Source organism: Scytonema sp. PCC 10023, from assembly GCF_963920835.1.
Lineage (GTDB): Bacteria > Cyanobacteriota > Cyanobacteriia > Cyanobacteriales > Nostocaceae > Kalymmatonema.
The window spans coordinates 1-26,255 of the sequence record NZ_CAWUDP010000123.1; the positions used below are offsets into that span (position 1 = coordinate 1).

General features: G+C 46.1%; 36 protein-coding genes. 15 read left to right on the forward strand and 21 right to left on the reverse strand.

Translation table 11 applies throughout. The features are described 5' to 3' along the window. Both ACM0OZ_RS41570 and ACM0OZ_RS41575 read right to left on the reverse strand, forming a co-directional pair. Window positions 1–2,125 (reverse strand): NACHT and WD repeat domain-containing protein (locus ACM0OZ_RS41570; RefSeq protein WP_414588732.1); only part of this gene is annotated, 2,125 nt, incomplete at its 3' end. A 30-nt stretch (window positions 2,126–2,155) separates the two neighbouring features. Further along, entirely contained in the window at window positions 2,156–3,223 is a 1,068-nt protein-coding gene (locus ACM0OZ_RS41575; RefSeq protein ID WP_414588733.1) for a CHAT domain-containing protein, read from the reverse strand. Between the two features lie 144 nt (window positions 3,224–3,367). Here ACM0OZ_RS41575 and ACM0OZ_RS41580 point away from each other — a divergent pair, with 144 nt between their 5' ends. Then, entirely contained in the window at window positions 3,368–3,541 is a 174-nt protein-coding gene (locus ACM0OZ_RS41580) for a hypothetical protein (protein WP_414588734.1), read from the forward strand. 519 nt (window positions 3,542–4,060) lie between these two features. On the opposite strand, the gene ACM0OZ_RS41585 is transcribed toward ACM0OZ_RS41580, so the two are convergent. Both ACM0OZ_RS41585 and ACM0OZ_RS41590 read right to left on the reverse strand, forming a co-directional pair. Next, window positions 4,061–4,411, reverse strand: coding sequence for a hypothetical protein (locus ACM0OZ_RS41585; RefSeq protein WP_414588735.1), 351 nt, complete (start codon window positions 4,409–4,411; stop codon window positions 4,061–4,063). A 65-nt stretch (window positions 4,412–4,476) separates the two neighbouring features. Continuing rightward, the gene (locus ACM0OZ_RS41590; protein WP_414588736.1) at window positions 4,477–4,725 is read right to left on the reverse strand and encodes a Pb-reticulocyte-binding protein; all 249 of its coding nucleotides are present in this window, start codon (window positions 4,723–4,725) and stop codon (window positions 4,477–4,479) included. 157 nt (window positions 4,726–4,882) lie between these two features. On the opposite strand from ACM0OZ_RS41590, the gene ACM0OZ_RS41595 reads away from it, so the two are divergent. Next, window positions 4,883–5,083 (forward strand): hypothetical protein, encoded by a 201-nt coding sequence (locus ACM0OZ_RS41595; RefSeq protein WP_414588737.1) that lies wholly within the window; start codon window positions 4,883–4,885, stop codon window positions 5,081–5,083. Window positions 5,084–5,717: 634 nt separating this feature from the next. On the opposite strand, the gene ACM0OZ_RS41600 is transcribed toward ACM0OZ_RS41595, so the two are convergent. Then, entirely contained in the window at window positions 5,718–6,401 is a 684-nt protein-coding gene (locus ACM0OZ_RS41600; RefSeq protein WP_414588738.1) for a tyrosine-type recombinase/integrase, read from the reverse strand. 177 nt (window positions 6,402–6,578) lie between these two features. On the opposite strand from ACM0OZ_RS41600, the gene ACM0OZ_RS41605 reads away from it, so the two are divergent. After that, on the forward strand, window positions 6,579–6,809 hold the full coding sequence (locus ACM0OZ_RS41605) for a hypothetical protein (RefSeq protein ID WP_414588740.1): 231 nt from the start codon (window positions 6,579–6,581) through the stop codon (window positions 6,807–6,809). Between the two features lie 76 nt (window positions 6,810–6,885). On the opposite strand, the gene ACM0OZ_RS41610 is transcribed toward ACM0OZ_RS41605, so the two are convergent. Further along, the gene (locus tag ACM0OZ_RS41610; RefSeq protein WP_414588741.1) at window positions 6,886–7,284 is read right to left on the reverse strand and encodes a single-stranded DNA-binding protein; all 399 of its coding nucleotides are present in this window, start codon (window positions 7,282–7,284) and stop codon (window positions 6,886–6,888) included. 89 nt (window positions 7,285–7,373) lie between these two features. Then, window positions 7,374–7,586 carry a hypothetical protein gene (locus ACM0OZ_RS41615; protein WP_414588742.1) on the reverse strand — a complete coding sequence of 71 codons (213 nt, stop codon included), beginning with the start codon at window positions 7,584–7,586 and terminating at the stop codon, window positions 7,374–7,376. Between the two features lie 261 nt (window positions 7,587–7,847). On the opposite strand from ACM0OZ_RS41615, the gene ACM0OZ_RS41620 reads away from it, so the two are divergent. From ACM0OZ_RS41620 to ACM0OZ_RS41630, 3 genes are read left to right on the forward strand one after another with little or no spacing between them, the layout of a single operon-like run. Then, window positions 7,848–8,216, forward strand: a complete 369-nt coding sequence (locus tag ACM0OZ_RS41620; RefSeq protein WP_414588743.1) for a hypothetical protein — start codon at window positions 7,848–7,850, stop codon at window positions 8,214–8,216. A 41-nt stretch (window positions 8,217–8,257) separates the two neighbouring features. Beyond that, a complete protein-coding gene (locus tag ACM0OZ_RS41625) occupies window positions 8,258–8,470 on the forward strand; it encodes a hypothetical protein (RefSeq protein ID WP_414588744.1) in 213 nt (70 codons plus the stop codon). Then, complete coding sequence (locus ACM0OZ_RS41630; RefSeq protein ID WP_414588745.1) at window positions 8,463–8,621, forward strand: hypothetical protein; 159 nt, start codon at window positions 8,463–8,465, stop codon at window positions 8,619–8,621. The genes ACM0OZ_RS41625 and ACM0OZ_RS41630 overlap by 8 nt, the downstream gene beginning before the upstream one ends. 149 nt (window positions 8,622–8,770) lie before the next feature. On the opposite strand, the gene ACM0OZ_RS41635 is transcribed toward ACM0OZ_RS41630, so the two are convergent. The 11 genes from ACM0OZ_RS41635 to ACM0OZ_RS41685 form a co-directional block, all read right to left on the reverse strand. Continuing rightward, complete coding sequence (locus tag ACM0OZ_RS41635) at window positions 8,771–9,190, reverse strand: hypothetical protein (RefSeq protein ID WP_414588746.1); 420 nt, start codon at window positions 9,188–9,190, stop codon at window positions 8,771–8,773. A 43-nt stretch (window positions 9,191–9,233) separates the two neighbouring features. Continuing rightward, the gene (locus ACM0OZ_RS41640) at window positions 9,234–9,443 is read right to left on the reverse strand and encodes a hypothetical protein (RefSeq protein WP_414588747.1); all 210 of its coding nucleotides are present in this window, start codon (window positions 9,441–9,443) and stop codon (window positions 9,234–9,236) included. A gap of 232 nt (window positions 9,444–9,675) precedes the next feature. Beyond that, window positions 9,676–11,631 carry a hypothetical protein gene (locus tag ACM0OZ_RS41645; protein ID WP_414588748.1) on the reverse strand — a complete coding sequence of 652 codons (1,956 nt, stop codon included), beginning with the start codon at window positions 11,629–11,631 and terminating at the stop codon, window positions 9,676–9,678. A gap of 66 nt (window positions 11,632–11,697) precedes the next feature. After that, entirely contained in the window at window positions 11,698–12,420 is a 723-nt protein-coding gene (locus ACM0OZ_RS41650) for a hypothetical protein (RefSeq protein WP_414588749.1), read from the reverse strand. Next, complete coding sequence (locus ACM0OZ_RS41655) at window positions 12,420–12,812, reverse strand: hypothetical protein (RefSeq protein ID WP_414588750.1); 393 nt, start codon at window positions 12,810–12,812, stop codon at window positions 12,420–12,422. Before ACM0OZ_RS41655 ends, ACM0OZ_RS41650 begins: the two co-directional genes overlap by 1 nt. Before the next feature lie 2 nt (window positions 12,813–12,814). Next, window positions 12,815–13,111 carry a hypothetical protein gene (locus ACM0OZ_RS41660; RefSeq protein ID WP_414588751.1) on the reverse strand — a complete coding sequence of 99 codons (297 nt, stop codon included), beginning with the start codon at window positions 13,109–13,111 and terminating at the stop codon, window positions 12,815–12,817. An 85-nt stretch (window positions 13,112–13,196) separates the two neighbouring features. Then, window positions 13,197–13,466 (reverse strand): hypothetical protein, encoded by a 270-nt coding sequence (locus tag ACM0OZ_RS41665; RefSeq protein ID WP_414588752.1) that lies wholly within the window; start codon window positions 13,464–13,466, stop codon window positions 13,197–13,199. After that, window positions 13,459–13,677, reverse strand: coding sequence for a hypothetical protein (locus ACM0OZ_RS41670; protein WP_414588753.1), 219 nt, complete (start codon window positions 13,675–13,677; stop codon window positions 13,459–13,461). The genes ACM0OZ_RS41665 and ACM0OZ_RS41670 overlap by 8 nt, the downstream gene beginning before the upstream one ends. Beyond that, a complete protein-coding gene (locus tag ACM0OZ_RS41675; protein ID WP_414588754.1) occupies window positions 13,670–14,200 on the reverse strand; it encodes a hypothetical protein in 531 nt (176 codons plus the stop codon). The genes ACM0OZ_RS41670 and ACM0OZ_RS41675 overlap by 8 nt, the downstream gene beginning before the upstream one ends. Window positions 14,201–14,227: 27 nt before the next feature. Next, complete coding sequence (locus tag ACM0OZ_RS41680) at window positions 14,228–14,500, reverse strand: hypothetical protein (protein ID WP_414588755.1); 273 nt, start codon at window positions 14,498–14,500, stop codon at window positions 14,228–14,230. Between the two features lie 7 nt (window positions 14,501–14,507). Next, window positions 14,508–15,548 carry a ParM/StbA family protein gene (locus ACM0OZ_RS41685; protein ID WP_414588756.1) on the reverse strand — a complete coding sequence of 347 codons (1,041 nt, stop codon included), beginning with the start codon at window positions 15,546–15,548 and terminating at the stop codon, window positions 14,508–14,510. 254 nt (window positions 15,549–15,802) lie between these two features. Between ACM0OZ_RS41685 and ACM0OZ_RS41690 the strand changes: the two genes are divergently transcribed. The 3 genes from ACM0OZ_RS41690 to ACM0OZ_RS41700 all read left to right on the forward strand — a co-directional run bounded on the left by ACM0OZ_RS41690 (window position 15,803) and on the right by ACM0OZ_RS41700 (window position 17,448). Continuing rightward, window positions 15,803–15,988, forward strand: coding sequence for a ribbon-helix-helix domain-containing protein (locus tag ACM0OZ_RS41690; protein WP_414588757.1), 186 nt, complete (start codon window positions 15,803–15,805; stop codon window positions 15,986–15,988). Continuing rightward, window positions 15,985–16,227 carry a hypothetical protein gene (locus tag ACM0OZ_RS41695; RefSeq protein WP_414588758.1) on the forward strand — a complete coding sequence of 81 codons (243 nt, stop codon included), beginning with the start codon at window positions 15,985–15,987 and terminating at the stop codon, window positions 16,225–16,227. The genes ACM0OZ_RS41690 and ACM0OZ_RS41695 overlap by 4 nt, the downstream gene beginning before the upstream one ends. Window positions 16,228–16,362: 135 nt before the next feature. After that, complete coding sequence (locus ACM0OZ_RS41700; protein ID WP_414588759.1) at window positions 16,363–17,448, forward strand: RNA-guided endonuclease InsQ/TnpB family protein; 1,086 nt, start codon at window positions 16,363–16,365, stop codon at window positions 17,446–17,448. Between the two features lie 373 nt (window positions 17,449–17,821). On the opposite strand, the gene ACM0OZ_RS41705 is transcribed toward ACM0OZ_RS41700, so the two are convergent. Continuing rightward, window positions 17,822–18,613, reverse strand: coding sequence for a hypothetical protein (locus tag ACM0OZ_RS41705; RefSeq protein WP_414588760.1), 792 nt, complete (start codon window positions 18,611–18,613; stop codon window positions 17,822–17,824). Next, the gene (locus ACM0OZ_RS41710; protein ID WP_414588761.1) at window positions 18,610–19,023 is read right to left on the reverse strand and encodes a helix-turn-helix transcriptional regulator; all 414 of its coding nucleotides are present in this window, start codon (window positions 19,021–19,023) and stop codon (window positions 18,610–18,612) included. Before ACM0OZ_RS41710 ends, ACM0OZ_RS41705 begins: the two co-directional genes overlap by 4 nt. 181 nt (window positions 19,024–19,204) lie before the next feature. Between ACM0OZ_RS41710 and ACM0OZ_RS41715 the strand changes: the two genes are divergently transcribed. The 6 genes from ACM0OZ_RS41715 to ACM0OZ_RS41740 all read left to right on the forward strand — a co-directional run bounded on the left by ACM0OZ_RS41715 (window position 19,205) and on the right by ACM0OZ_RS41740 (window position 25,517). Next, window positions 19,205–19,552: a hypothetical protein gene (locus ACM0OZ_RS41715; protein WP_414588762.1), complete on the forward strand. Its 348-nt coding sequence runs from the start codon at window positions 19,205–19,207 to the stop codon at window positions 19,550–19,552. 99 nt (window positions 19,553–19,651) lie between these two features. Next, entirely contained in the window at window positions 19,652–19,822 is a 171-nt protein-coding gene (locus ACM0OZ_RS41720) for a hypothetical protein (protein ID WP_414588763.1), read from the forward strand. Beyond that, window positions 19,819–20,082, forward strand: coding sequence for a hypothetical protein (locus ACM0OZ_RS41725; protein ID WP_414588764.1), 264 nt, complete (start codon window positions 19,819–19,821; stop codon window positions 20,080–20,082). Before ACM0OZ_RS41720 ends, ACM0OZ_RS41725 begins: the two co-directional genes overlap by 4 nt. A gap of 245 nt (window positions 20,083–20,327) precedes the next feature. Further along, window positions 20,328–20,519 carry a hypothetical protein gene (locus tag ACM0OZ_RS41730; RefSeq protein WP_414588765.1) on the forward strand — a complete coding sequence of 64 codons (192 nt, stop codon included), beginning with the start codon at window positions 20,328–20,330 and terminating at the stop codon, window positions 20,517–20,519. Window positions 20,520–20,880: 361 nt separating this feature from the next. After that, window positions 20,881–24,168, forward strand: a complete 3,288-nt coding sequence (locus ACM0OZ_RS41735) for a hypothetical protein (protein WP_414588766.1) — start codon at window positions 20,881–20,883, stop codon at window positions 24,166–24,168. A 1,148-nt stretch (window positions 24,169–25,316) separates the two neighbouring features. Then, window positions 25,317–25,517 (forward strand): hypothetical protein, encoded by a 201-nt coding sequence (locus tag ACM0OZ_RS41740; RefSeq protein WP_414588767.1) that lies wholly within the window; start codon window positions 25,317–25,319, stop codon window positions 25,515–25,517. A gap of 436 nt (window positions 25,518–25,953) precedes the next feature. Here ACM0OZ_RS41740 and ACM0OZ_RS41745 read toward each other — a convergent pair. Then, window positions 25,954–26,255: WD40 repeat domain-containing protein (locus ACM0OZ_RS41745; RefSeq protein ID WP_414588768.1), on the reverse strand; the 302-nt coding region annotated here is incomplete at its 5' end.

The following is a 26,255-nucleotide window of genomic DNA, read 5'->3' on the forward strand; positions in this document are numbered from 1 at the left end:
CTTTGAGTTCGGCGAGTTGCTGACCTTTACTAGACCACAACCGCACTGTGCCATCACCACCCCCACTGACAATTGTTTGCTTGTCTGTGCTGATTGCTACTGACCTGACGTAACCTTGATGACCTTTGAGTTCGGCGAGTTGCTGACCTTTACTAGACCACAACCGCACTGTGCCATCACCACCCCCACTGACAATTGTTTGCTTGTCTGTGCTGATTGCTACTGACATTACGTCACCCTGATGACCTTTGAAAACATTTGTTTCCCAACTGCTTTGGACGGCACTAAACAAGCTGTCTTGTACTGATGAACGAAATGATTGATATTGATTAGGGAAACTAAACAAAGGTGAGCGACTTTGTCCTACAAGATTAATTGCGGTGACCAAACTTTCTAAAGGAGTAACCGATAACAAACCTTTTGCTGATATGGCAGTTTGTTCTATCCGCCCGATTTCTGCGTTTCGCCACTGATATAAAGCCACCCCTGTTGTTGTTGTCGTTAAGACTAAACCTGTACTTAAGACCCCAATTAAGAGTTGTCGTTGCTGTTTTCGCTCTGCCTCCGCTTTTATGGCAGCTTGCTTCCTTGCCTCTTCTGCATCCACAGAAGCTTGAAAAAATTCCACTTGCAGCGGTGTCATGTCGTTACCCGCTCGCTGGTGATAGCGCTGCAGCAAATCCAAATCAGGAGGACGCCAAAGACTTCCCTCTTGTCGCCCATGTTCATCCCAAGAAGACGCTGCTTCCTCTAAGCGACGCCCAAAGCGAATGTCACTGCGACTGCTGTCCAACCATTGATCCAACTGACGCCAGTGCTCAAACAGCGCTTCGTGAGTCACTTCCGCTGTTTCGCCTGCTTCCGGAACGGAGGAGAGGGTAATTAAGCGCACATCACGGGCAGCAAACTTGCCAATCACTTGTTTGACTCGCTCTGGATTGTCTTTGTGTGAGACAAGCCCTGCAAACGCAGCGCGGCGGCGGGTGTCCTTTGCTCCTTCTCCCAACTGTACCAATCCCAGAAAAACGCGTCGGGCAATTTCTTTTTCTTCAGGACTGAGGTTGTCAAAAATCCGTTGAGCTTCCCCAGCCAGCGCACCGCCAACTCCACCGATTTGTTTCAGCGTGACAGCAGGTTCAATTCCTTGAGTTAACCCTTCCCAAATTCTTGTAAGAGCAAACTGAAGCAAGGGTAATGCTCCCTCTCGTCCTTCGGCTTCCTCAACCAACAAATTCACCGTCGCCTCATCTAAAGGATGATCCGCCAGTTCTGCTGGCTTGGCTATTGCTCGCCGCAGTTCATCAGCAGTCATTGCTGGGATAATTAAGCCGAGTTGAGCAACAAGTTGATTCAGCACAGGATGCCTTTGGGTTTCGCCGAGAAAGTCACTCCGTAGGGTCAGAATCACAGAAACACGGGCAGAGGGGTCAGCAGCTGCATCAACTAAATTTTCAATAAAAGCCTTGCGTTCATCATCATTCTTGCACAGCGAGTAGACCTCCTCAAACTGATCCACCAGCACCACTAAGGAAGATTCGGCAATCTTAGGTAGCATATCGGCGATGCGTCGCAAACCATCGTATGCACCTGTGTTATTAGTGCGCTGCAATTCATCAACAAACTCTCGTGTCTTCGCCACGGGGGTAAGGTCCTGTGTCGCCACCCGCGCCAAAACCCCAGCCAAAGCTTCCAAGGGATGCGCCCCAGGTACTAGTATCGCCACCTGCGCCTGCTTCTTTCCCGGAAGGGGTCGCCGCGCCAGTTCGGGAATTAATCCGGCGCGTGCTAGAGAAGACTTACCACTTCCCGATGGTCCCAAAATGGGGAGCAAGCGGATTTGAGACATATCCTCGTGAAGAGTGCGAAACACATTCCACAGTCGCTCTATCTGCGCTTCCCGACCAAAATAGCGTTCGGCATCCTCTTCATCAAATGCCAACAGACCTTTGTAAGGATTGGGACCAATCTTAGTTTCAACAGGCGATAATTCTGATTGAACTTGTTGAGCGGTGTGATATTGGTAAATCACAACCCTATTGCCATCCCCTGAAATAATCGCACTGCTGAGTGCATCTCGCTCAATTGCGATGCTGCGATTGTCTCCCCCCAAAGTGCTGTCACTCATCGATGCTGCCTCAATATCAATACACTCCTCTTAAATTCCTAAACCAACGATACTCAGTAGCTTATGCCAGTTCTCCCCCAACCAAGCCGTTGTTTTGGTTAAGTGAGGTTTAAGTTTTTCAACCACAGAAGCAAATCCCTCAGCTTTCTTGGCATAATCAAACGCTCTGTCTAATGCCTTACCCACCTCATCTTTATCCGGCTTGGGCTTGTTTACCTCTTCTGAGGCATCAGCAAAGGCATTCTCAATTTTGCGACGGTCTGGACTTTCCAGCAATGCGATCGCTTCACGCAGTGCGTTGAGTTCTGCTTGAATATCAACACTTTCAGGCGCAGGTAAACTCACTGGTTGAAATTGTACATTGGCAACGTTGCTATCGCCCGTTTGAACGGCGCTACCAGTGACACTACCTCCAATAGAAACAGAGCGGTTTTGTGTCACCTTGTTATCATCGCCTAAATCATCAACAGAAGATTTTCCGGGTATTACGTTCTGTGAATTTGTTGTGATTTCTCTTTGGTTTCGACGCCGTCTTGCTTTGAGGACAGGTGTTAAGTCCTCTGGAATTCCTTGTAAATCAAGCAAAGTACAACCAACTGCAAAACATTCCTCTATAAGGAGACCAGCACCCAACGCATCATAAAATCCAGTAGCAAATTTAATCGCGGCGACATCCCCAATCGCCCGATTCATACCCACAACATAATCAATATGTTGATGAATTGCTTCTGCTTGGTCTTTTGAATAGCAAGCATTGAGGAAAACACACGAAATCGTGTCTTGATACAACCCGAATAACCTAGCCAGGGCTTGTGTACTGACCAGTTGTACTTGTCCAAAATTATTTTCCAAAGCTAAGCCATTGTTACCATCACCATGCCCACAAAAGTGAACGATAGTCGGTTGGTATTCTAACAGCGCACGATGCAGGTCTTCCACTCGTGTCGCCCACCTAGTAACGATTTCAAATAAAAAGCGATTTTTGGCACGTTGTAGCGCCGTATGTATTTCCCGTACTTCTTCATCCAGTCGTAACCGAGAGGTATTTGTCGGATTGGCAGCTAGAATCAGAATTGTTTTGACACCCGTGTTACTCATAAACGAGCGCGCGAGTAGACGCTAGGGTTTACACTTTGACAGGAGTTGTGACATGACTCCGCCCTAGAAGGGCGAAGCTTCTAAACCTCACGATTTAGATTTCCTGGTTGTTTCCGTTTCCGGTTTTTCACCCACTATCTAGACATGCAGTTACCCACACATCCCCGACGCTCTGATTGCCCAGGCGCTTTCGATTCCCGACTGCCCATCGGTAAAGAGCTACCAATTGCTGGAAGCTTTCTCCCTAAGTACTGTGAAGTTTTTACCCAACTACAGAAGCTGCTCAGAAAGCAAGAATTTCTAGTTGGAACCCCCTAACTTCAGTTGTCAAGGTTCACACCAGTTTATACCGTTTGGAGGTCCCGACTCGTGTCTGATTTTCACTCTCAAGGTATCCGTTGGTTGTTCGGTGTACATATTTTACCGCGCAAAGCCGTCCTAAAAGGACGGGGTTTTAAACCCAGTTTTTTCGATAAAATATCATTACAGATAAAATATTAGATTCGACTAAGCTTTTACTTCTTTTTATAGGTAAACTTCGAGTTGACTTATGCAGTTGCCTCATTTTAGGGGGTACTGAGCAAAGGAACATCCCAACAAATAACTCAAAGCTGGTAAAGCTGCAGAAATCTGCCTGCCCTGACGGTAACGCTACCCCTTATGCCGTCGAGTTTCGCCGTATGTCTGCAGTTTCTCGTGTAGCACGCTTATTTTCAAGAATGGCTAAAAGGTAGCTATAATCAAGGTTTTCAGACCATCCTGCATGATTTTATAAACATCTCCGCTCAATGCCTACAGCATTTAAAACCCCAGCGCGGGGGCTGGGGGCGGTGGGGGTTACTGGCTATTTTGCAGTTCTAAACGAGCGATCGCTTCTCGTTTCTCCAACTTCAGCACTGAAAACTCATTACGCTTCAGGCAGAGTTGAATAAAATAGCTCTCACGCTTGACACGGTGCTGGGTTAAAAATTGCTGTTGCTCCCAGTAACTTGGGTGTTCGTCAAGTAGCTGTTGCCGTCGCGCTTTTCGTTGCGCGTCGTTTTTGAGTCCTTGGTCGAAAGCGATCGCACTATCAATCTCAGCTTCGATTTGCTTTACCGTGGCGTGGGTCTGCTCAATCAACAGGTCGAGGTCAAATACTTCTGCTTGGAGTTTGGCGATTGCGGTTGGATATTCGTTCAGTTGCATTGTTAAAATCTCCGTGTGTAAAATCATTGGCTTGGGCAGTTTATGGACTTGCCCAGGTCGCTTTTTTAGAACCAAGCCGAGTCGTAGTAGTCGCCCATTAAGTCTTGTTTTTCTTGGGTTAACTCAAACTCTTGCTCTAGCCGTTCGCTGTCGATATCCAACCGCAAGTCTGCAATCGCCTTTAAGATTGTTTGGATGTCTGCACTGTCGCTGCCTACGACGTAGTGGTTTTGTAGAAATGCTTCAGCTTTACCGATGAACTGCTCAAGGGTGAGCGCTAGTTGGTTTGCTGCTGATGGTGCTTGAATTGTCATAATGGAATTAGTGTTTTTAATCGATTCCCGGTTGGTAGCCGGGTTTTTTGTGTTTACCCTTTTATTATACCAAGTCCACCAAGTATATATAGTGTTATTATGTAAAGATTGCATAAAAATTACGCTACAATTTACCAAGTGGACGAGGTAAAAAAGTATGGGCAATCCAAGGGCGTTTGAGGGCAAGAGAGAAGCGACACAGTTTAAAGCAGCGGGAGAAGAACCGCTAATAGCCAAAATTGATTTAAAAGTGACCGAAACAATGAAACAAGAGCTAAGGGCTATTCCTGGTTGGCAAGCAAAACTTAGGGATGCGATCGCCCAGTTGATTGAAGCTGAACAATGTAAAGAAATGTAAACTGGAGTAATATTTACCGAGTAGACAAGGTATAATAAAAGATTGGAAAGCAGAACGACGTGGAACCGGAGGCAAAGAACTGGTAGCGCGGGGACCAGAGAAACGACTCGAGCGCGAGTGAAGCCAACCACCAGCTGTGGGAGAAACCAAACCCGCGCCGGCAACAAAACCGCAGCTGCAAACCACAAGGCAACCCCCCAGCCGTAGTCAGCAGAGAGGGCGGACGACCTGGGAACCACTGCCCTGGGGGACGCGCCACCACTGACCAATGACTAATGACCAATGACGAATGACTCTTGACCAACGTGCTAGCAGCCTCCGGTAGGCGTGGGCGACGGGCAAGCGCTACAGGAATAACCGCCGCGTTGCCGCAGCAGTTTTTTCTTTTTTCCTGTGCTGTTTGCGCGTCGGGCTGAGGGCTTTGGGCAACGCCTACCGGAGGCTGCCCGTGGTTGTCAACTAGCACTTCTTACGGGTAATTCCTTATTGTTCCCCTGGGCGCATTCATAACTAACATCCATAAGGGTGAATTTTAGGGGAATTTTAAGAGCGCTCGCCTCATAAAGGTGCGCTTTGCACAATCGGTAGATATCAATCCTTGCAGCGAGGTAGTTTTATGGGTTCGGTGGGTCTATCAAAACGGTGGCTCAGTTCCTGCATCCCATCTAAAATTCTCAAACCGCTTTGGATTCTGTGCTGTGTACCTGACCGTGTGCTGAATATTTTTATGCCCCAAGTATGCTTGGATGTCCCGCGTTGTTGCCCCCTGGCTCGCTAGATGATACCCACAAGCATGACGAAACTGGTGAGGATGAACTTTTATTGGAACCCCCGCCGCTTTTGTTGACCGCTCAACTATCTTGGCGATCGCATCAACAGACAAGCACTGACCACGTTCATTCGCAAAGACGTAGATGCAACCGGGGTAAAGTTTTTGCAGTTCGATTAGCGCTTCTTTCTCATCTGGTGGCACTGGATGAAAACCGCTTTCACTGCCCTTGACTCGATTTATCCAAATAGTGTTTTCTTCCAGCATCACCGCATCCCATTTCAACTGGCAAACTTCAGATGCCCGTAGTCCATGCCGAAACATCATGGAAAGCAGAGTGCGATCGCGCTCCTTGTGCCTACCTCTTTCCCCAGCAGCTTTAATAATTTTGTTTACCTCAGCCAAAGTCAGGTATTCTCTAGATCGGTATTGAGTGTTTTTCTTGCGTGTCGGGATTCTTTGTGGCTCTTGTTCGGTCATTATTTCCACTTGGCAGGCTGTCGGATTTAGAGACCAAAATCCGACAGTTCCAGTTCCCCAAACCCTCATTCCTTCGTATGCTCCAGCACTCCATAACCACCCTTTATCACTCGGAGCTACCCATCCCCACGAAAAACCGCCATTTCAGCCCTAACTGATAATTTATGCTTATGATAGCGCTGATATCACCGATTACAGCTATAATCCACTATCCTTAATGTGTGGTTGATAGCAGGGTGGGCAGTGATGGCAGAATCACCAATGGTCGGGTGTCGGGTTCCTCAGCATTGGCAGGACCAAATTAGACAAATAGCATCTGCCAGTGGAAAAAAAGAAGCGGATGTTGTACGTGAGGCTTTGGGGCAGTACTTGGGTGAGGTTAACCCTGGTGCGGTTAAGAGTGTTCTGGCTAACCATGAGGAGCGAATAGCCAAGCTAGAGTCAAAGCTGGCATCGTTTGGAAGGCTAGCTGTATGACGAGCTCGCCCTTGTTAAGCGTAACGAAAAGGGATGTAAAACCTCCATCACCGATGGACGGGGTTTTAAAGGGTATCTACTGCACCAATCGCTTCACCCTCTCTGGCAGTGGCTCGACTTCGGTTTTGGATAGTGGTTTAAAAGTGATTAAGCGCTCATAGCGGTTTTCGCCTGCCTCATCCTTGCCAGTACAGCGGGAGAACCAGATAGCCTCACCGAACTTATTTGAGGGCGATCGCCTGACGAATTGCTGACCCCGCCAGCTGACGATTGCTGGTCCATACTGGTCAGTTTGTACTATCGCTGCACCAATGGACTCCCAGTCAAAAGAATTGAATTTTTCCAATGGGAAAGTGTAATTTGGTGCAGTTGTATTGGTCGGTGCAATGCGTTCCAATGTATCAGCGATTCGTTCCAGTGCGAGCATCTGACGATGTTGAATCTCAAGCCAAAGGTTTGTCTGTTCGGGTGTCATGGTTAATAGTTATAAGTTTTGGGTTTTTCTATCGGCTTGCTGTTGAAAGCGCTCACCCCATCGAGGTGATGGGGATGATGTATGGAGTGTTATTCCTCTACCATGTCGTCGGTGATGCGTTGATAGTCGATGTCAGGGTTCAAGCAGTTACCGTCAAAGATGACTTCAATGCTGTTTTCGGCTAATTCCCGAGCCTTGGCTTTAGCATTCTTGACACTAGTCGCTTTCACCTCGAATTGGGCGCTTACCTCAATGCACACGGTTACAGTGTAGGTTTTGCAAGTCCTTTGATTCGATATCATGGTTGTACTCCATTTGTTTTGAGTGGATAGGGCGATTGCTGTTCTTGGCAGAGGGCGATCGCCTTTTGATTTCAGTATCTAGCTTTTATCTAGATGCTGATATATACAATATAGCTGTTTGTCTATATAATATCTATACAATATCTATATAATTATCTGAATAGGTCTGCTAGAGGCTATAAGTCATATATATAGATGCTGTCTGTACAAGTATCTAGATAACAGATAGAATCGCTATTATGTATAGACATTTATCTAGATATGGCAAGTGAAAAAGTATTGGCAACGTTTCGTATTGACCCCGAAAAGTGGGAACAGTTCAAGAATGCAGCAGGCAATGAGGGTGCTAATGCCTCTAGCTTGCTACTGGAGTTTGTGGACTGGTATCTAGACGGTAATCGCTTGAGGGGTAAAGAATCTGCTTCACCTACTCCAGATAATCTAGATGAGGTGATAGACGCGCGTATAGCTGCCCTGCTAGATGATAGGGGATTGACGGCTGAGGCGATGAAAGAGCGGTTGCAGGAGTCTACCGCTTACCTTGCTCATGGGCTTAATGATGTGGTGCGAGAATTGAGGGAAAAGATAGAGGCAGTTGAGCAAGAATTGGGAAAAGCGAAAGCCCGGTAGAGAAGGCAGAGTCTACCGGGCTAGCTAATGAAATTGACAGATTGCAAAGAGAAAATGAAGAGTTGCGCCATCAGTTAAATACTTTAAGTAACCAAGGTACGCAGCTTGAAAAAGAACCAGTACATATAGACTACCAAAAGATACGCGATCGCATCCTTGCCAACCTCAAAGTGGGTAAGCAAGCCCCCAAATACAAAACGTCTAAAGCACTACTGGACGAATTCATAGAGGAACTGAAGAAACCGAATGACTAATCAATCATGCTCAATTTGTGGTGGTGCCACTTGTCGTGATGGAACCCGCAAGGGGAGGCAGCAGCGGTATTGCCCAAGGTGCGACTATTCCTTTATAGAAGGCACTTTGCCTCGTCGTAGTACGCTTCTGAGGCGCAAGATTAAACCCTAGAGGGCGCAAAACAAAACCCTCCAGCAATCACTGGGGGGGGTTGATCTAGCACAAGCTGAAGTGCAATGTTCTGTTCTCGCCGTTTGGCATTGCATTACTTTACTCATCGCTCGGCTTTCTGAAATGCCAAGTTGCCACCATCGTTGATATTAAGCTACTGATTGTGAAACAGTACTGGCGACTGAGAGATCTAAGTATTCAATTTGTGCAGGAGTAATCCGAATTAAGATGCCCACTGGTTTGTCCTGCCCTCTGCGTTTGCGGGTCTTAACAAAAGTTCCGGTAGAGGCAACGACGTATCCTGAAGAGTCATTTTGCAAAATCTCTGCCTCAACTAGGGCATCCAGTACGGAACCAGTCAAGTTGTCGCTGTCACTGGAGAAGAAGTTGACAAAGAAGCAGTCCACTTTTGCAGGCACGGGTGCTGGTGGTAGATTCAATGCCTTCATCTGCAATACAGCATCGTTTTTCCACTGACTGTAGCGCGATGCTGTATGGACAACGCCACCCCGTCCAAACCTTGGGCGAGCCTTGCCGAGACCTCGACCATGTAGCCAAATTTCAATCAATCTCGTCTCCTCACAAATTTTTGTATTGATAGCACATTAGCGGTCATAAGTCCTCAGTACTCAGTTCCCAGTCTGGGCAGTTTCCCCTTAATCCCAAGGGATGCACCGCGCAAGGCAACAAATCATCATTACTGTAGTACTTGCAATTCGTGCATGATGGCTTCTCAATGCGATTGACGAAGGCACTGGGCTGAGTCCAAAAGGACACGCGCAAGGGACGCCCAATCGCCACACCCGGAGCGAACCTCTTCATGCAGATATCTTGACTTCTCCTAACAAGAATTAACGTTTTATAGACCTATTTCGGCTTTCCGGGTTAACCCGGAAGAGAACCGGTTTCCGGTTGGCTGACAAGAACACCCGGAAACGTCTCCGGGCTAGTCCGGACTAGCTTCCGGTTTTTCTCCGGTTTCCGGGTTCCGGTTTCCGGGTGGACTTTTAGTGGCATCTGGAAACCACACTCCTAACCGGAAGGCATTTCAAAATTAATTTGGTTCAAACAAATTGGGGTTGGTTAGCTTACCTTTCTTTTTGCTGGCTAACTGTCTCATTAAATAGCGTAGATATTCCGCCTTGCTATCAAAGTCATCCGGCTTTGTAATCTTGTCCAAATTCTTGTTAGCGCTGTTTAAGTCGTATTCCTTCCCCGTTGTCTTGCGCGTCACAATCCAAGAGAGAAGTTGCTGTTCGTGGCTGGTTAATTCTGATGGCTGATTAATTGGGCTATTATCATTTTCTAGCTTAGAGGTTGCAGGTTCTTCGACTTCAATACTGAAACTAGCTTCAAGCTTTTGGATAGTTTCGCTCAACTTATCCTTGCTCTTTGGCTGTGCTGGTGGTTCCGAATACAATTCTGGAAATATTGTTAACAGCGTTCTTACGGGGTCAGGCTGTCCGTTACCTGGGTGCAATTCTGTTTTCAGCCATTCGGGTACAGCGCCCAATTCACCACCTTTGATAGGGCTGCCAAAATTCTCAGGATTTGCCTTGAAGTACTCACCACTAGCAACATTCATCTTACGGAGTCCGCCAGCACTGACGGATTTAGCCACACAACCAATGAAGTTGACCGAAGCTTTGAACGTGTCAGCTAGTCCCGCCGTCGCCTTGCCCACAACGGAGGTGAGGTTAGAAGCGTGTAGGACTATGATGAGCGTTCCTCCCGTTTTGGCAAAACGAGAAAGTAAGAATTGAATTGCCCAGAGTCGTTGCGATTCCTCAAGCAGTGACAGTAACCGCATCGCCTCATCAACAATGAGCAGTAAGTTTTTGTGGGTGTAAGGTTCACAGCCGTCCAAGCCCTTAAGGAACATCAACAGGTCACGCGCTACAAAGCCATCGGCTGTATCTGCATCCTTGCCCGAATACTTGAGGGCGCTAGTCAGGTTGCAACTAAACGGGTACACGTCCACCCCAGCCGTGAAATATTGCACATTCAGCCCTGGGTCAAGTGCTTTGGATAAAGTAGCCAGTATCGCTGCTAGAGTGCCTTTGCCGCCTCGTTGAGTGCCTGCGATTGCAATTATCTGTGAACCCATCATTTCATCAATTCTGAAGCCGGATGAGATAAGAGCATCAATCACCGCCTTGGCTCGTTGGTCTAAGGGCATAGAGGCGAAGGACTGAGGTGTTGTAAGAATGTCTTCACTGGCAGATGGTTCGGTCTTGGGTGTATCAAGAGCGCCAGTTATTTGAGGTTTGGGCAGATCTACAACATTGGGCTTTGGTAACTCAACAATGGTAGTTTGTGGCAATTGTACAAAAGTGGGGACGACGGTTTGCTGAATCGCCCTAACCTCATCAACTTTGACCCTGCTGTCAACAGCGACATTTTGTAAGTGAGCATTCATGGATTCTCTGTTGGGTAGCGATCGCCCTTGCAACTTCTCAAACCAACTCAACAGCCAACGATAAGCATAGAACCGCTTACCTGGCTCTACTTGAACTAAGTACTCATCAACCGTCTCAAAGTTGGTAAACAAAAAAGTGTACTCTATTGCGTCATGCCTTGGCAGAAACTTTATTGTGTCTCCTAAATGGTTGGCTTGATGGTCTTGCCTTGCGTCATAATTACCAACTCGTGCTAGAGCATCCAAGAAGTTACCACGCACAAAAGGCAGCGGGGCTATCTCCTTGGTGCGGTTAAAATGTTCTACCACAGTCCACAACCATGCAGCACCGCCAATCATGCCACCAACAAGCATAAATGGATTAAGCGCATAGCAAATACTTCCAACGCCAGCTGCAACAATTCCCAATACACGCGCTGTATCCGCTTCTGCCTCCACTGCGAGTGCTTGCTCAAGTAGCTGGTCTTTTCGTTCCTGTAGCCACATTGCAACGTTCCCAGCTTCAAGATGTGAGAGACTGGGGTACTGGTCGCGCAAGTATTCAGTTTGACGGGTTGTGATCTTGGGGATGTTGTTGTTAGGATTGACCATATAAGAACCTATCAAAAGTTGCAAAAAGCGCTCTGGGACTGCGTTTCCTTAGAGCGCTTTAAGTTTTTAGTCTTTGGTTAGTTGCCAAATAGCAAAGCCAATTTCACCTGCAAGCATCGTTGCAATGTTAAACATGATACAAGTGAGGATTGTTAATGGTTCGGTGTAAGCAAATGGGTTACGAGCTGTAAAGGTTGTTACCAGGTCAAACATCCAGATTGCTAGGCTAATCAACCCAGCCGTTGAGCGATCGCGCATCCCAGCGACTTTATAATCTCGCCATAATTCGCCAACCAGGTCAATCTTGCCACTTGGCTTAGATTCCAGGTCATAAACCATATGGTCTTGCAGTTCTCGCCGTGCTGAATCAGGGTTTTTGCCTCGTAGTGCGTAAGCTTCGATTACCTGCAATCCTACTGCGATGAGGAATGCAAGGTAAAAGAACGGGTTGAACACTGCGGCTGGTACATTGAACCAGTTCCACCCCGACTCGAACCAGGGAAAGACGGGGCGCTGTCTAAATACTGTTTGCCAGATGGAATCAGCGCTGATGGCACTCCCCATCATAAAAAGCAGACCACCGACCACAGCGCGACCTGCACCGCCATTGGCAACGAATTGAGCCACGATAGCGGCTGCTACTCGTATCGGTAGCCCAACAATCAAAACAGTCCATTTTGCAAGGAAATCAATGATTTGACCGATTGAGCGCTTTGGTGGTTGTTTCCCATTGTTGGTGCTAGAACTTTCGCCATTACTGCTCTTAGAACCACCTGAAGTAAATGTCATTAATTAGAATCTCCTTTGCAGATATTGTTGTACTTATGCTTCCAAAGCCACTGATTGCCCTCAATTTTTCCGATACAAACACCAGCACTGTCGTAGACATACACAATCTCTGATGCACCGTAGCCCGTTGTGTCTGGCATCGGGTCTTGATGTGGGCTGTCAAGGTAACGCCTAATTCGCAGTGAAGTTGCATTGGGTGCAATGCCAGCGTTGTACAGTGCCTCTGAGGTTTTGGCGCGTTCAGCAATGGTTGCACGCTGTAATTCTTCTTCTGCCTTCAATCTTTCAGATTGGGCGTATGTTCCAATCTTTGGGATGAGGGGCAGAAGCAAAGGAAGGACACAAACAGCAATTCCTGCAAGCGCTAGCCCTATTTGCTTCTGATACACCATGCCTATGTTCTATGTCTTTCGTGCTTAATTTGCTCAATCAACGCTTGGGCTAACCCCAGTTGGTCAGAAAAGTTGAGTTCTCCAAAGCGCTCAATTGCTGGCACAATATATTCCCTCACTTCATTGGGATTGTAGTTTTCAGAAGCTTCAGCAGTAATACCCCCAACCAGCGAGAACAACATCCAAAGGCGCTCGCTCGTGTTTAGCGCCTCGAAAGTGCTTCCCCAGCTTTCCTCCATATCACCCAGCAATCCACTGTCTCCGGGTGTGTGATTACAAAAAAATCCGATTGGTTTCATTTGTCGTATGATCCCTAATGTTGTGTATTCTTCATTGGCGGAGATGCACCCAAGGCGATCGCTCGTTTCTCAGGCAGGCGATCGCCTAAAACAAACTTTGTTGAATCACTGTGTCAGTAACTATGGCGTGATGCTGACGATACAGCCCAGGAACTTCATAAACTCTGCATAGCACCTTGTCACGGTTCAGCCTCAAATCAGCCGTTTTGCGCTGCGCTGGCAGTGGTCGAAACAAGTATTGGGTGTGTTTGATGCTGCCCTCTGAGTACAGGTAACGGTAGAGAGTCCCATTGATTTGAAAAGTCTTTGCCTGGGTCAATAGGGTTGGGCAGTTGATCAGCTGTAGGTCATTCACAAAAAGCCTCCAATTTTGATAAATCCACTATTCGCACCTCTGCCCATAGATGCCGTTGGGCAAGCGATTGAGAGATTCTGATTTGTTTACCTGCTCCGTCTGTAAACAAGAATTTTCTAGCACTGCGGCTTGGTAATTCCTTCTGGTACACCACGGTATTGCCCTTGTATTGGTACTGGTGTCCTTCAAGCAATTGGTTAACGTCAAACATCTTTGCGTACTCCAGCGATTACACCGCCCGTCAAAGAAACTCCCAAAAACACTGCAAAGGTGGACAATGCTGCACCTTGACAAGTTTCTGCTGTCGCCTCCCAATCAACACGGTGAAAGAAATCACGGTTTCGGTTGATTCCATCCATGCCCCAGGCAAACAGTGCCGCAGAACCCAAGAAACCGGATAGGAATAGACTAGCGATTGCCCAAGGGGCAGTGCCAGAGGCAATCGCAACTTCAGCAAGCTTTGAGAGCAGGCAATCTTGAACTTTCTGCCACCAGGGGCGAACGATGCGGAGGTGCATCACTGGCTTATCCTCAGCCGGCTTGTAATCGTCCCATTCGGTCGGGGTGAAGTTGCTCGGCTTTTGGGCGTCCAGTAGCTCGGCGATGGCTTGCCGTGCATCTGATAGATTCAAGTCTGGGTGAAAGTCGAGTTCTTGAAACTCTAGGGAATTTTGGATTTCTTCGAGCCATTGCTCGGTGGTTATGAGTTGGTCAATTTGGTGGTTGTTTAGCATTGCTAAGTCTCCTCTCTAGTCTCACCGCTAAATGTTCCCTATCGGTGCAAACTGCTTAGGCTGTGTAAGTTGCTTTGGCTGAAGTTTGGGCAGTTCGTTGTGTGTTTGCGTGAGTTTTGGTTGTGCAATTGGTGCTTGCACTGCTGTTGGATGCGCTTTGAGAGCGTTTACAAGGCAGTCACCATAATTCACTATCAACAAAGAGAAAAGCTGCGATAAGGTACTAATCCCTGTTTGCTCTAAAATCGCTTCTGCTTTTGGTTGATGCTTGGGGTCAAGGACAACTCGTATCTGTGCCATGTGTCGATTACTCCATGTGTGCCATTGCAATGATGTTGAAAAGCTGCGGGTTCTCTGGAATAAAGAATCGGTCGTTGGTGTCTTCACAAATTGGTCGAGCAAGTGCGGCACTGCCACCAATCACCAGTACTTCGCCTAGTTGTGGTAGATGCTCTGTCCACTTTGAGCGAATTTCTCCCCGTGCCGACTCGACCCAATCACTGCAAACTCGGTCATAGATATCCCAAAAATCGTATTCTTTAGCAGCCCCAAACTTGTAATCACCTCTGGCTAGAGCGTCCATAATGTCCACCAAGCTAGGGCTGTAATCCAACCCAAAAACCTCTTTAGCTTCCACAGCTATCTTTTGCGCCAGCTGCTTTGTACCAGGTAAAATGACCTCGGCATCATGAATTAATGTGCCGTTGGGCGTGTAAATCCGAGCAATGCTCGTCCCTCCCCCAATATCCCAAACTGCATTTTTAGCAGCGGGAAATTGAAAGAATCCTTGTTGCTGGGCGTATAAAAAAGCTGGGTAAGTTTCGTCTATCGGCTCAACTTCGCCTACGGTGTAGGTGATGGCTTGCCCATTGCGTGTAAATTCTTTGGTCAGTGGATGGTTGGCAATTCTCCCTACAGCTGCAACATCGTCATTGTTTAGGGTGTTAGGGAGTGCGATCGCCAACTTCTCAACCCGAACATGATTAAAACCAGGATTGGGTTCGATGGCTGCCAGTACCAAAATTTCTGCTAACTCGCACTTATCTTTCTGGAAAGTTGGCTCACCGCCTAATTCTTGAGCGAGTTTACCAATGACAAAGCGTTTACCTTCAACCTCAAGTAATACTGTCTGGGCGTCGGGTTTTATCCGTCGCCATTGATACTCTGATACTTCCTTGAGGCAACTGGGTATACACTGCACTTGGTTGTTGGGGTCAATCCACTTTATGAAGCGGTTGCCGCCATCAAACACAATTCGTGGGCGTACTTGTCCATGGGACGGATAGGAGAAATTTGAGTATGCAGGATACTCTTGACCGTAGAACGGTTTTAAAAATGCATTATTCATGGATGAAATTTTGCCTGAAATCTTTACAAATTCAGTGCTTTAAGCGTTATTAGCGGAAAAACAGACAATATATCTCTCTGAAGGCGCTTTAGGGCGTCTCATGCTGGGTTGTGTCTGTTTTGCGGTTATAGTGATACGATAGCAATCGTAGCATATTGCGTCAACTGCTATGAAGTAGCAAGACGCTACGGCTATTCAAGAAATAGACTTATGGGAGAAAGTAGTAAATTATGAGTTATTCACAGAATGAGTTTATGAGTAAGCGGATATCGGTTGTTTTGCCAGATGATATAGGAGAACTTGTAGAGCAGATGGCATCCGGGGAGATGCGCTCATTAAGCCAGATGGGGGCAATCCTGATTATGGAAGCAGTTAAAGCTAGGCAAGAAAATGAAACCCCTACGCCCACATCAAAGAAGAAAAATAAAGGGGCGGCGTGACCCAAGACCGGCTTGACCGAATCGAATCCGCGCTTGACCGACAGGTAGCTGTAAATGGGGAACTGAGGGCGACAGCTGAAGCGCTGCTCTCTACCGTACAAATCCATCAGCGCAATTTTGAAGCCGTAGTTGCTCGATTTGACGCTATGCAATCCGAGATACGCGGACTGCAAACTGAGAACAGGCGAATCTTAGACAGACTGGAGCACTTGGAAAACGACAGCGAGGCAAATGAATGAAGCGATTATTGAATTTGTCCAGCAATATGTTGAACACGGTGGGAGTTCGTCATCTAAGGGGGTCAGGAACTGTAACTTAAAATCTACCAATATCTCGACAAAACTTCCGGAATGGGTACTTAAAGAGGTGGCTTAATGCTTTTAGGTTTCAAAACAGAATTGAAACTGAATAATCAACAGCGTATAGCATTAGCAAAGCATTGTGGAGTAGCTCGTCATGCTTGGAATTGGGGCTTGGCGCTGACCAAGCAAATTTTAGACCACAACAAAACCAATCCCGATTCCAAGATTAAATTTCCTAGTGCTATTGACTTGCACAAGTGGCTAGTGGCATTAGTCAAGTCTGAAAATGAATGGTACTACGAATGTTCTAAATCTACACCACAACAGGCATTAATGGCATTGCTGTATTCCTGGAAGCGCTGCTTTAACAAAACTGCTGGTGTCCCGAAGTTCAAGAAGAAAGGTAAGCGCGACTCGTTCACGTTGGAAGGTACAGTCAAAATCGCGAGGTACAACAAGATTCAAGTACCTGTAATCGGCGTACTCAAAACCTATGAGCGTTTGCCGCAAGTTAAACCAAAATCAGTTACGATTAGTCGTCAAGCTGATAGATGGTTTATTAGTTTTCGGTTTGAAGTGGAAACTCAAGAATGCACTTCCAGCACGATTGTAGGCGTTGACCTTGGCGTTAAAAATTTAGCGACTCTCAGTACTGGTGAAGTTATAGCTGGAGCTAAATCGTACAAAAAATACGAAGCCAAGTTATCCAGAATTCAATGGTTGAACCGCAACAAGGTAATAGGTTCAGCTAATTGGAAAAAAGCGCTCCTTCAAATTGCTAGATTGCACAGAAAAATTGCCAACATTCGCAAAGATATACTTCATAAGCTAACAACACTACTTGCCAAGAACCACGGTGTAGTAGTGATTGAAGACCTTAATGTATCTGGAATGTTGGCTAACCGTAAGCTGGCTGCATCTATTGCTGATATGTCTTTCTTTGAATTCCGCAGACAACTAACTTACAAGTGTCAGTTATATGGTTCCAAGCTTGTTGTAGTTGACCGATGGTTTCCATCCAGTAAGACCTGTTCAAGTTGTGGAACCAAAAAAGAAACACTCACTTTAGATGAGAGAGTGTTTGAATGCGGTCATTGTGGCTTTGTCATTGACCGCGATTTGAATGCTGCAATCAATTTGTCAAGAATCGCCAGTTAGGCGAGGTTAGCTTGTGGACTGGATTCGTCCGAACGAACCAGGTTGAAGCAGGAAGTAAACGAAGCCCAGAGTAAATATTTCCAGTTATGGGTAGCTTTGGGCAGGTGTTATGTAACGGAAGCTTCCTCCCCAGAAATACAGACTGTTGCAGAACAGTTTGTTTTAGCAAACTGTTATGACCCCAAGGTAGCGATGCAGTTGTTTGGGTGATAGTTAATAACTCTTAGGTTTCAGGCGCTAATCTCACTGTTGGGAGTGCCAGGTATCGAAATCGCCCAAATGCCTATGCTTCCGTAGAAAGTGCTTTTGTTAATAGATTGTTACAAAAGACTGTGATGCTTTGATGCTAAAGTCTTCACTGTTTAGAGGGATTTTACGTTTTTCTTCCGGCGGTCGCGAGCGTAAGCGGATATGTTTGGTTTTGCAATGGGAATTGTAGAGATTTTATGAAGACAGCGTTGTCGTTTGTGGGAATTGTAGAGATTTTATGAAGACAGCGGACTTTTTTTTTGAGGGACAATGAAGACAGCGGACTTTTTTTTTGAGGGACACCAATTTTTTGAGGGACACCGCGCCGTCCGCGCCGTTGGTCGTCTGCTCCTAGGGAAATCGTCTCTAATGTTTCCGAACTGGAAATCGTCTTTGGTAGAGGAGGGCTTGTGTTAAAACTCAACGTCTCAATTGAGGGGGATTTGGCAAACAAAATCTCCAACTGTGCAACAAACTTCCGTAACACAACAGCCGACAACTCCGTAACTGACCAGACCAGCAAGTCAGATCCTGCAAAATCTTCTTTTTTATGCGTGACAACTGCGTCAATCCCGTAGGCAATTGCACAGGCTGTCTCTACTTCACACTCAAAATTTCTTTTATTCTCAGTGGGTTGAACTACTTGCTCCTCAATGAAGTAATTGAGGTGAGCCTTATACGGTATAATAGTATCTCTAAATTTTTCTCTAAATTTACTGGCTACTTCTTCTCTGGCTACTTTCTCCTTGCAAGAGAGAATCTTTTCCAAAGGCAAATCTGTTATGTACAGATGTATGTTCGGAAATGGCATTATGTCAGTTAGTAGTGTTCCAGCATCTTCAAAAGCATTGCTCTTCTCATCAAGAACACTGACGATTAAGTCGGCATCAACCAGAACCTTTAGAACCTTCATCATTCACGTCCACCCCTCTGATGCTCCAACTCAGCAGTTGGACTATTTGTTGATGGCTTTACATCTGATGCCAAATCATCACTTTTAAATGTGGTCTTGCTCTTTTGAGCGCTCGGTTCAGCTTTTGTACCAGTCCCCCATCTCTCGCGTAGTTCGCTCAGTTCTTGCAATGAGAAGCCCTTAGATTTGGGTTTTTCTTCTTCAGTTACAGGAACGTACTCCACCAGGTCTGATACATCGCAGCCAAAAATCTCTGCAAGCTTTAGGTATCGCTCCAGTTGATCAAGTCCGTTCTCTTTTTCCCAATTTTGAATTGTGTTTGGGGTTACACCAACCAAAACCGCTAACTGAACCTGCGTTAGTCCAGCTTTTTCGCGAAAGCTGGCAACCCTTGACTTTGGTTTTTTGGGCATAGGTCAGCTTAATCGTGAACTCTCCATCTTCTAGTATACTCATTTAATCAACCCATAAACCTAATTAAAATAATATATTTAAAAATCAAACTACTACCAACACCAAGTGAACACACCCAATATTTTTGGTTATTATGGGATGTAAGTTAAATCACTCCAATGCAAAACCAAGGAGGCTTGTATGCCGAAAATCCCAGTGCTGCCTGCATTCGTTGATGACTTTGAGCAAAAAGAAGCGCTGTCTGAAAGTGGGACACCTGAAATGCCGGACATTGGTGAGAGCGACTCTGGAGAGTTGCAACCGCATCCTCCTGACAAGGTTGAAATCTCGTTGGTATCATGGCAGCAATTTTCCCTACTGCTAAGGACTGGTGGTTGGACGGTTGCTGTGCTGCTGGCATTCCGGTTTGTCTTGGTGCCGCTCTTGGCAGCGGGCAATACTCCAGTTGCTTTAACACTGGCGATCGCTGTTAGCATTTTTCTAGTTCTCTGTGCTATTGGTGTCTTAGTGAAGGAACTCAAAAGGTGAGACACGCTTAGCGATTGCGGGTTACTGACAGCGTGTCCCTCTGGGACGAGAGCGCACTGCTCTGAGCGGAGCGCAATCGCACAGTTCTGGGGGATGAGCGTGGCAGCCCAAACTCGCGCCCCCTCGCCTCCTCCTCACCGCGCTCCAGTTGCAAGCTGCGCTCACAATCGCCAGATGGGGGCAATCCTGATTATGGAAGCAGTTAAAGCTAGGCAAGAAAATGAAACCCCTACACCCGCATCAAAGAAGAAAAATAAGGGGGCGGCATGACGGAGCAAGGTGGAAGTTACAACTTTGATGGCAAGCCCAAAACTTCACCAGAAGCGCGTCAACTGGTTAAAAGTTTTGTTACTGCCTTGAGCAAATTTAAAGAACGAAATGATTATTTTTCTTTCTGCGAAGTCTTAGACATTGAGCCAAGTGAGCTTGCCTGGGAAAAGCACTGCTGGTTTCTGGAGGCGGTTCAATTATTGAATCAGTTTACTCCAGAGGAACTGGCACGGCTAGTTGATGTTGGTGACGGGAGATGAGCGATCGCTCTCCTACCTCATTCTCAACAAATGTTGCTTATTGCTATGTCAGTGACACACCCAACGCTTGGTCGTTATTTTATATAGTACTTTTTTACTACAAAAAGAGGATTTCATCTTTTCATGCGACAAAACAACGGTTAGAATACCGATTTGTACCCTTTCGGCGCTTCTTATTTAGGAACGACATCTGAATCGACGCCGATTTAATTGCTACCGTGTCTGAGTTGAGTTTACAGAGGACTATGGTGAACCAAACAGCGAAACCAACTTCACTTCGCGTTGAGGCGACGACTAAGCTTTCTCTTCGTGACTTTCAACGCTTACTCCGGGCAGCGTCCGTGCAGGGGCGTCCTCGGGGCGTTCTTGTCCGGAACGCTCTGCTTGAATATCTAAATTCCTTTGAAGAGTCGGAAAATTTAAAAGCCGCGAGTTGACTATAGGAGTACCTCGCGGCTTTATTCTAAAAAAAAGGCGATCCAGTCAAGCCCCCGTTTAACACCGCGCCGCGTTGCTTCAACAACGCTACGGTCGGAAAAAAGACCAAATCAGCCACTTATAACCATATAAAAAGCTAGATATATGTTACCAACAACAGTTAGCTGATTTCTGACCGGTTTTCTAAATTTATTCAAACGGGGGCTTGGCTGGGTTGCTTCAATTCAACTTGAGGCAATCAAAGATGACCCATTTATACCATAGAAAAAGCTTATCATACAATTCATCAGCACACGAAGTATTTTCCCTTTTCTCCAATGACTGTGCTGGATTTGAATCTGCTCAAGGAGGTAAGGCGTAATGAGTACCGACCTCCAGACTCAGCAGGCATTTGACATTCGCAACTTTTTAGATCAGCTTGAACCAGCTAAAGAAAAAAATAAATACGTTTGCCCGGTATGTGAGGGTCACAACTTAAGCATTGAGCCGAACACTGGAAAGTATCAATGCTTTAATGGATGCTCTAACCGCGACATTCGGGAAAAAATCAAGCCCTGGGCTGAACTGATGGAAGAAAGGCGACAGGGCAGTGCTTCTGTAAAAAGTAGAAAGCTAAAGGGTGGCGCTCCAAAGGCATACAAGTCAGCGAGTCAAAAGCCAGTGCCGCTACCACAAGGAGAGTTGGCTCTAGCTCGTCTTGGCGAAGTCCCCGGTGATATACCACAACCAACTGCTCTTGCTCCAGAACTTGCTCCGAAATCAACACGAGAAAAGTTGTTGGGCAAGGGAGTTACAGGGCAGGAGTTAGAACAACTCACCGTAGTTATTTATGATTACGGTGACGGGAGAAAGGCTTACCGTTATCAATGTCCTTGTGCCAATAGTGACAAAGGACACGAAAAAACTTTCTCTATTAGCCGCATTGATGAATCGGGCAAGACCCAATGGAACAAGGGGAAATGTAGCTGGGCGGCTTATCGGCAAGCTGAAGTTATAGCAGCTGTAGAGGTGATTGCTTCTGAGAAAGTAGCGGTAATTCTCAGCCATGAGGGCGAGAAGTGTGTAGAAGCGGCTAGAGCCGAAAAACTGGCGGGTATCACGGCTGTAGGCACTCCTAGGGAGGAAGATTGGCTATTTATCCTTAATGAAATTAAATCTAAACTAGGCTCACGCCCGTTCATCCTTGCTCACTGTCAAGACAACGATGAGACGGGTGTTAAAAAAGCTGAGAAAATAGCTGCATCAGCAGCGCGTGAGCAAGTCCCATTCATTGCCATTAATTTAAAAACCATCTACCCCGATTTATGCGACAAAGGGGATGTGGTTGATATTTTGGCAAGTGGCATGACTGGGGACGAATTAGCAAAGCTAATCTTAGAGGAAATTAAAAACGCCCAACTGAATCAGGAGGAAGAATCGTTTGATGATGACGATGATTTCTTCCCCGGCGACACCTCAGAACTTAATCCTGATGCCAACTTTAACCAAAAAGCGCTTAATTTCCTGTATGGTGACAAACCTTGGATGTGTGCTGATAACAAGCTTTATCGTTGGCAGGGGAATCATTACAAGTACGTTCCCGACGCGGTAGAGCGCCCAAAAATTGCAAGTTTTTGCAATTCTTATATTGTGCCAGTGCCAGACGGGAAAGGTGGATTTAAAGCAACATATCCCTACGCCAAGCCTGCCAAGGTAGAAGAGGTTTTGAAGTGGGTCAAAATGCGTTTTGAGGTTGACCCTAGTCTGCTCAACCCTTCTGGCATTAATTGTACCAACGGGGTGTTAGCAGTGAAATGGGAAAGCGGTAAACCAGTCCGGCATCTTGAGGAACACGACCCCACCAAGCATTATTTTGTATACGAACCATTGGTGAAGTATGACCCCCAAGCAGATTCCACAGATTGCGATCGCTTACTTCAATGTTTGGATGAGCCACAGCAGCAAGTACTACTTAGAAACTTAGCTGCATCAATCGACTTACCCGAAGTACGTAAACGTCGCGGACGAGAAGTGAGAGTATTGCTGGCTTGCGGTTTGGGTTCCAATGGTAAAGATGCTCTCCGCCAAACCGTCTCAATCATTTTTGGTCACAGCGGGATGACCAGCGTGTCTCTGGCAGACTTTGCCCATTACGACGATGGAAGAAAATTTGCACTGGCACCGTTGTTATACAGTAAGGTAAACTGGGCTTCCGAAAATCCGGAAACCGCGAGATTGGATAAAATCCAAAGTCTCAAGCTGTTCGCCACTGGCAACGTCTTGCATTCTGAGCGCAAGGGCAAGGACCACGTTGAATTTATTCCCAAGGCAGTAGGGCTTTTCAACTTAAATCATGTTCCGTCATTCCAGGGCGTAATCCAAGCAATCCAAGATAGAATTGCACCTCTAGAGTTTATAAAAACTTTCAAAAAGAACCCAGACCCGAACAATCCAAACGAACTGCAAGCAGATCCACGCTTCGCCTACGATGAGGAATTCGTACGCACCAGTGTTGCTCCTGCATTCCTCAACAAAATGCTCGATGCCTTGGAAGCGTTGATAGAAGAGGGCATTGACTACTCTTGCACCACCGATGCCTTCAAATTAATGCAGAAGGAGAATAATCATTTATTCCAGTTCTGCGAGGACGTGGGCTTAGGATATCTCGCCAATGGGGAAATGACTGCTAAACATCTGTGGCCATTGTTAGAGCAATGGTATATCGACAATGGCACTTTGCTGATTGAGGACGACGGCAAGAAACGCCAATGGATAGAACAAGTACGTCCTAGCGACAAAAATGTCAAGGGTATCAACCAAGTTATTCCCAGAATCTTATCTTTATTCCCCAAAGCCAAAAAAGGTACTAAGTACGATGAGGTAGCAAAAAGGAGTGTACCCACAATTACGGGCATAGGTATTAATGCTCCCCCACCGTTTCCACCAACTATTGAGAATACCCGCACCACTAATGAGAATAGCCGCACCACTCCCGCACCATTACCCGCACCACAAAGTACGCAAAATAAAGACTTCCGCACCACCCGCACCACTTTTATAGAACCCGAGAGCGTTGAAAATAAAAATGGTGAGTGTCTCACTTCTTCACCAGAGGCAATACAAAAAGAGCTAAATCTGGAACATAGTGGTGCGGCTGACTCGGAACCAAGGCACAGTAATACTTCCAATGATGAGAAGTGGTGCGGCAACATTGCGGATAATGTCAATAGTGGTGCGGGTAATGTCAATAAGTCGGTTGAGTTAAGTTTTGACCCACAAGCCAACGCCGAGTTGATGCTTGAGGCACTGGAGGGCGAAAATCCGTACGCTATGTTATCCGCACTACTAGAATGTTGGAGTGATGAGCAAAAGGCACAAGTGCGTATGCATTTAACGGCTGAGCAACTTGAGGCGATACGGTGCGTACTGCGAAAAAACAAGTTATCAACACAGCCAAATCCCGAAGTTTCCGCCACTGAGGACATTCAGGCACAATTCAAAATAGGCTCACGCGTTGAATGGACGGGCGATGCATACGACGGAGCCTGGGGTTGCGTTGGAGAAGTTGTTGAGCAGGTGTTTTCCGATTACAAGGTTCGGTGGACAAGACAGGATGGAACGTTCTTTAACCGTCGGGAACAGGTCGGGTCATTGCGCTTGATTTCGTAATGCCGTCTGGTTGTAAAATGTAAACCTGAGTGGAATACCTTAAAAATTTAAAACGAAGTCCGCGCCGCGCGTTGGGGCGTGTTTCTCATGTCATAAGGTAACGAAAAGTAATGAAAAAAGGTTTTTTCGGGGTTTGTTCTTGCGGATGCTGGGGCTTAAATTGTGCGATGTAAGCTTCTTTCGAGCAAGTAGGGCTAAGGCTAGAGAAGCTGTCACGAAGTGCCAAGTACCTTAAAGCATTGATATGGCTAACTTTTAGCCGTTGTTCGCCAAATTTTATAAAACTTTACACAGTTCCGAGTTTTAACAGTGTCGGAACATTTTCATAATTTTCGTCTGAAATTTTAGGATTTCAAGCACTAAAAGGAGTACCAAAAAGAGTAAAGTTCCGGCTCGAAAAATGATTTGGAACTTTCAAGCGGCATATGGCACAAGGTGACACTTTCTCTAGCATTACGCCAAGTAGGGTTAAAAGTGCAAAAAAGTATAAAAAAGTAACGGTTTTTCAAGGTTTCTCTTTGTAGGACTCTAAGGTTCGAGTTGTAAACTGTGTCACTGACACACCAAAAAACCCCAGCGGGTGCCGGGGTGTTGGGGCAAATATAGCCAAGCTGATACCAGATCCAAAGTAGAAGAAAAAACTGAGGTGTAGCAAGGCTTTCAACGATTAAACTTGTCTGTAAGCCGACAGGGCTGTTAAAAACAGCCATTAGTAACTTATACGACATGGATTTCTTGAGTTAAACCCAGCTTTAACCCGAGAAAACAAAGGGAGAATCGGTGTTGTTTTGTCGTATAACGTAAATTCTACGACAGCAAGATGTCTATTGATGACACGCACACCATTGAAACCATTTTTAAGCGTGAAAGTTTTGTAGTGTAAGGTTTTTACTAGCTACTTTGGCTATTGTGACAGCTTGGCTATGTTTGCCCCAATATCCAGATATATGGTAGTCCCAAAGGTCATCCCCCGATACCACATACATTGCTCCACCAAAGGCACGTTCTCGCTGACTAATTAAATTTTTCTAAAAATAAAACCCAGATTCTCAATGCGAATGTAGTGTGTCCATAAAAGCATTTTTGCTAACTTGTAATGTAAATTGCAGGCTAACAAAGTGTGTGATACACAGAGTTGAGGAAAAAAAATGTCTCAAAGCAGAAAAGGTAAGTACTGGAAGTTCATGCTAGTAAGTGTTTTAACAACTGGTGGAGTACTTACCATTTGTGGGAATCATGTTTTTGCTCAAACTAAAAGTGATGAGATTTTAATACCTAAAAATTCAGTGATTCAAATCGGTGCTATTTGTTGTGTCGGTAGTACCTGCGGTGCTTGTGGTCAATTTTAACGTTATGACCCTCTTAGCGTAATCGCGTGCGAGTAGCATTGGAACCAAAATGTACGCGCTCCGACTAATTCCTGTGATAACAATAAAATTTCTACCTTCTTCAACGCCTCATTGTCACCGTTTGTTTAGGCTTTGAGCGCATTTTTCCTGTGATAAAGATTGTTATCACAGGAATAGACACCTTTAAAGGCTCAGGCTACAACTCAAGTACAGTAAGCATCTTGGGCTTAGCGTACATTCCTGTTCCAATGCTACTCACGGGCGAAGAGTGTCAACAGTTAATCCCCACGAATGAATTGCTGGGGATTTTAAGGCGGAATAACTTTTCTTTTTTTCCACAAATCAATTTGGGGGCAAGACCCGGAATGTGAACAGTGAAAAGTGCTTCCGTTATCTGATAACTGTTCACTGTTCACTGCAGAGCGCTCTTCGGTCACTACAGACCCTTTAGATATCGCTCACACGTTGCCTTAGCGCCTCTCGCATCAGAAGTTTTAGGTTCTTTGGAAACAAGAAGATCCTGTAATTGCTTACAACCTGCTTTTAGCCAAGACTCAAGCCTAATATCCCACAACCGCACTGTGCCATCTGAACCACCACTGACAACTCTCTGGTTATCTGTGCTTATTGCTACTGATATTACGTAATCCTGATGACCTCTCAATTCAGCAACTTGCTTGCCCTGAGTATCCCACAACCGCACTGTGCCATCATCACCACCACTGACAATTCTCTGGT

Coding starts and splice junctions, on each gene's coding strand:
- ACM0OZ_RS41575 (WP_414588733.1), bottom strand. CDS start 3,223: ATGAGTAACACGGGTGTCAAAACAATTCTGATTCTAGCTGCCAATCCG.
- ACM0OZ_RS41580 (WP_414588734.1), top strand. CDS start 3,368: ATGCAGTTACCCACACATCCCCGACGCTCTGATTGCCCAGGCGCTTTC.
- ACM0OZ_RS41585 (WP_414588735.1), bottom strand. CDS start 4,411: ATGCAACTGAACGAATATCCAACCGCAATCGCCAAACTCCAAGCAGAA.
- ACM0OZ_RS41590 (WP_414588736.1), bottom strand. CDS start 4,725: ATGACAATTCAAGCACCATCAGCAGCAAACCAACTAGCGCTCACCCTT.
- ACM0OZ_RS41595 (WP_414588737.1), top strand. CDS start 4,883: ATGGGCAATCCAAGGGCGTTTGAGGGCAAGAGAGAAGCGACACAGTTT.
- ACM0OZ_RS41600 (WP_414588738.1), bottom strand. CDS start 6,401: ATGAGGGTTTGGGGAACTGGAACTGTCGGATTTTGGTCTCTAAATCCG.
- ACM0OZ_RS41605 (WP_414588740.1), top strand. CDS start 6,579: ATGGCAGAATCACCAATGGTCGGGTGTCGGGTTCCTCAGCATTGGCAG.
- ACM0OZ_RS41610 (WP_414588741.1), bottom strand. CDS start 7,284: ATGACACCCGAACAGACAAACCTTTGGCTTGAGATTCAACATCGTCAG.
- ACM0OZ_RS41615 (WP_414588742.1), bottom strand. CDS start 7,586: ATGATATCGAATCAAAGGACTTGCAAAACCTACACTGTAACCGTGTGC.
- ACM0OZ_RS41620 (WP_414588743.1), top strand. CDS start 7,848: ATGGCAAGTGAAAAAGTATTGGCAACGTTTCGTATTGACCCCGAAAAG.
- ACM0OZ_RS41630 (WP_414588745.1), top strand. CDS start 8,463: ATGACTAATCAATCATGCTCAATTTGTGGTGGTGCCACTTGTCGTGAT.
- ACM0OZ_RS41640 (WP_414588747.1), bottom strand. CDS start 9,443: ATGAAGAGGTTCGCTCCGGGTGTGGCGATTGGGCGTCCCTTGCGCGTG.
- ACM0OZ_RS41645 (WP_414588748.1), bottom strand. CDS start 11,631: ATGGTCAATCCTAACAACAACATCCCCAAGATCACAACCCGTCAAACT.
- ACM0OZ_RS41650 (WP_414588749.1), bottom strand. CDS start 12,420: ATGACATTTACTTCAGGTGGTTCTAAGAGCAGTAATGGCGAAAGTTCT.
- ACM0OZ_RS41655 (WP_414588750.1), bottom strand. CDS start 12,812: ATGGTGTATCAGAAGCAAATAGGGCTAGCGCTTGCAGGAATTGCTGTT.
- ACM0OZ_RS41660 (WP_414588751.1), bottom strand. CDS start 13,111: ATGAAACCAATCGGATTTTTTTGTAATCACACACCCGGAGACAGTGGA.
- ACM0OZ_RS41670 (WP_414588753.1), bottom strand. CDS start 13,677: ATGTTTGACGTTAACCAATTGCTTGAAGGACACCAGTACCAATACAAG.
- ACM0OZ_RS41675 (WP_414588754.1), bottom strand. CDS start 14,200: ATGCTAAACAACCACCAAATTGACCAACTCATAACCACCGAGCAATGG.
- ACM0OZ_RS41680 (WP_414588755.1), bottom strand. CDS start 14,500: ATGGCACAGATACGAGTTGTCCTTGACCCCAAGCATCAACCAAAAGCA.
- ACM0OZ_RS41685 (WP_414588756.1), bottom strand. CDS start 15,548: ATGAATAATGCATTTTTAAAACCGTTCTACGGTCAAGAGTATCCTGCA.
- ACM0OZ_RS41690 (WP_414588757.1), top strand. CDS start 15,803: ATGAGTAAGCGGATATCGGTTGTTTTGCCAGATGATATAGGAGAACTT.
- ACM0OZ_RS41700 (WP_414588759.1), top strand. CDS start 16,363: ATGCTTTTAGGTTTCAAAACAGAATTGAAACTGAATAATCAACAGCGT.
- ACM0OZ_RS41705 (WP_414588760.1), bottom strand. CDS start 18,613: ATGATGAAGGTTCTAAAGGTTCTGGTTGATGCCGACTTAATCGTCAGT.
- ACM0OZ_RS41710 (WP_414588761.1), bottom strand. CDS start 19,023: ATGCCCAAAAAACCAAAGTCAAGGGTTGCCAGCTTTCGCGAAAAAGCT.
- ACM0OZ_RS41715 (WP_414588762.1), top strand. CDS start 19,205: ATGCCGAAAATCCCAGTGCTGCCTGCATTCGTTGATGACTTTGAGCAA.
- ACM0OZ_RS41725 (WP_414588764.1), top strand. CDS start 19,819: ATGACGGAGCAAGGTGGAAGTTACAACTTTGATGGCAAGCCCAAAACT.
- ACM0OZ_RS41730 (WP_414588765.1), top strand. CDS start 20,328: ATGGTGAACCAAACAGCGAAACCAACTTCACTTCGCGTTGAGGCGACG.
- ACM0OZ_RS41735 (WP_414588766.1), top strand. CDS start 20,881: ATGAGTACCGACCTCCAGACTCAGCAGGCATTTGACATTCGCAACTTT.
- ACM0OZ_RS41740 (WP_414588767.1), top strand. CDS start 25,317: ATGTCTCAAAGCAGAAAAGGTAAGTACTGGAAGTTCATGCTAGTAAGT.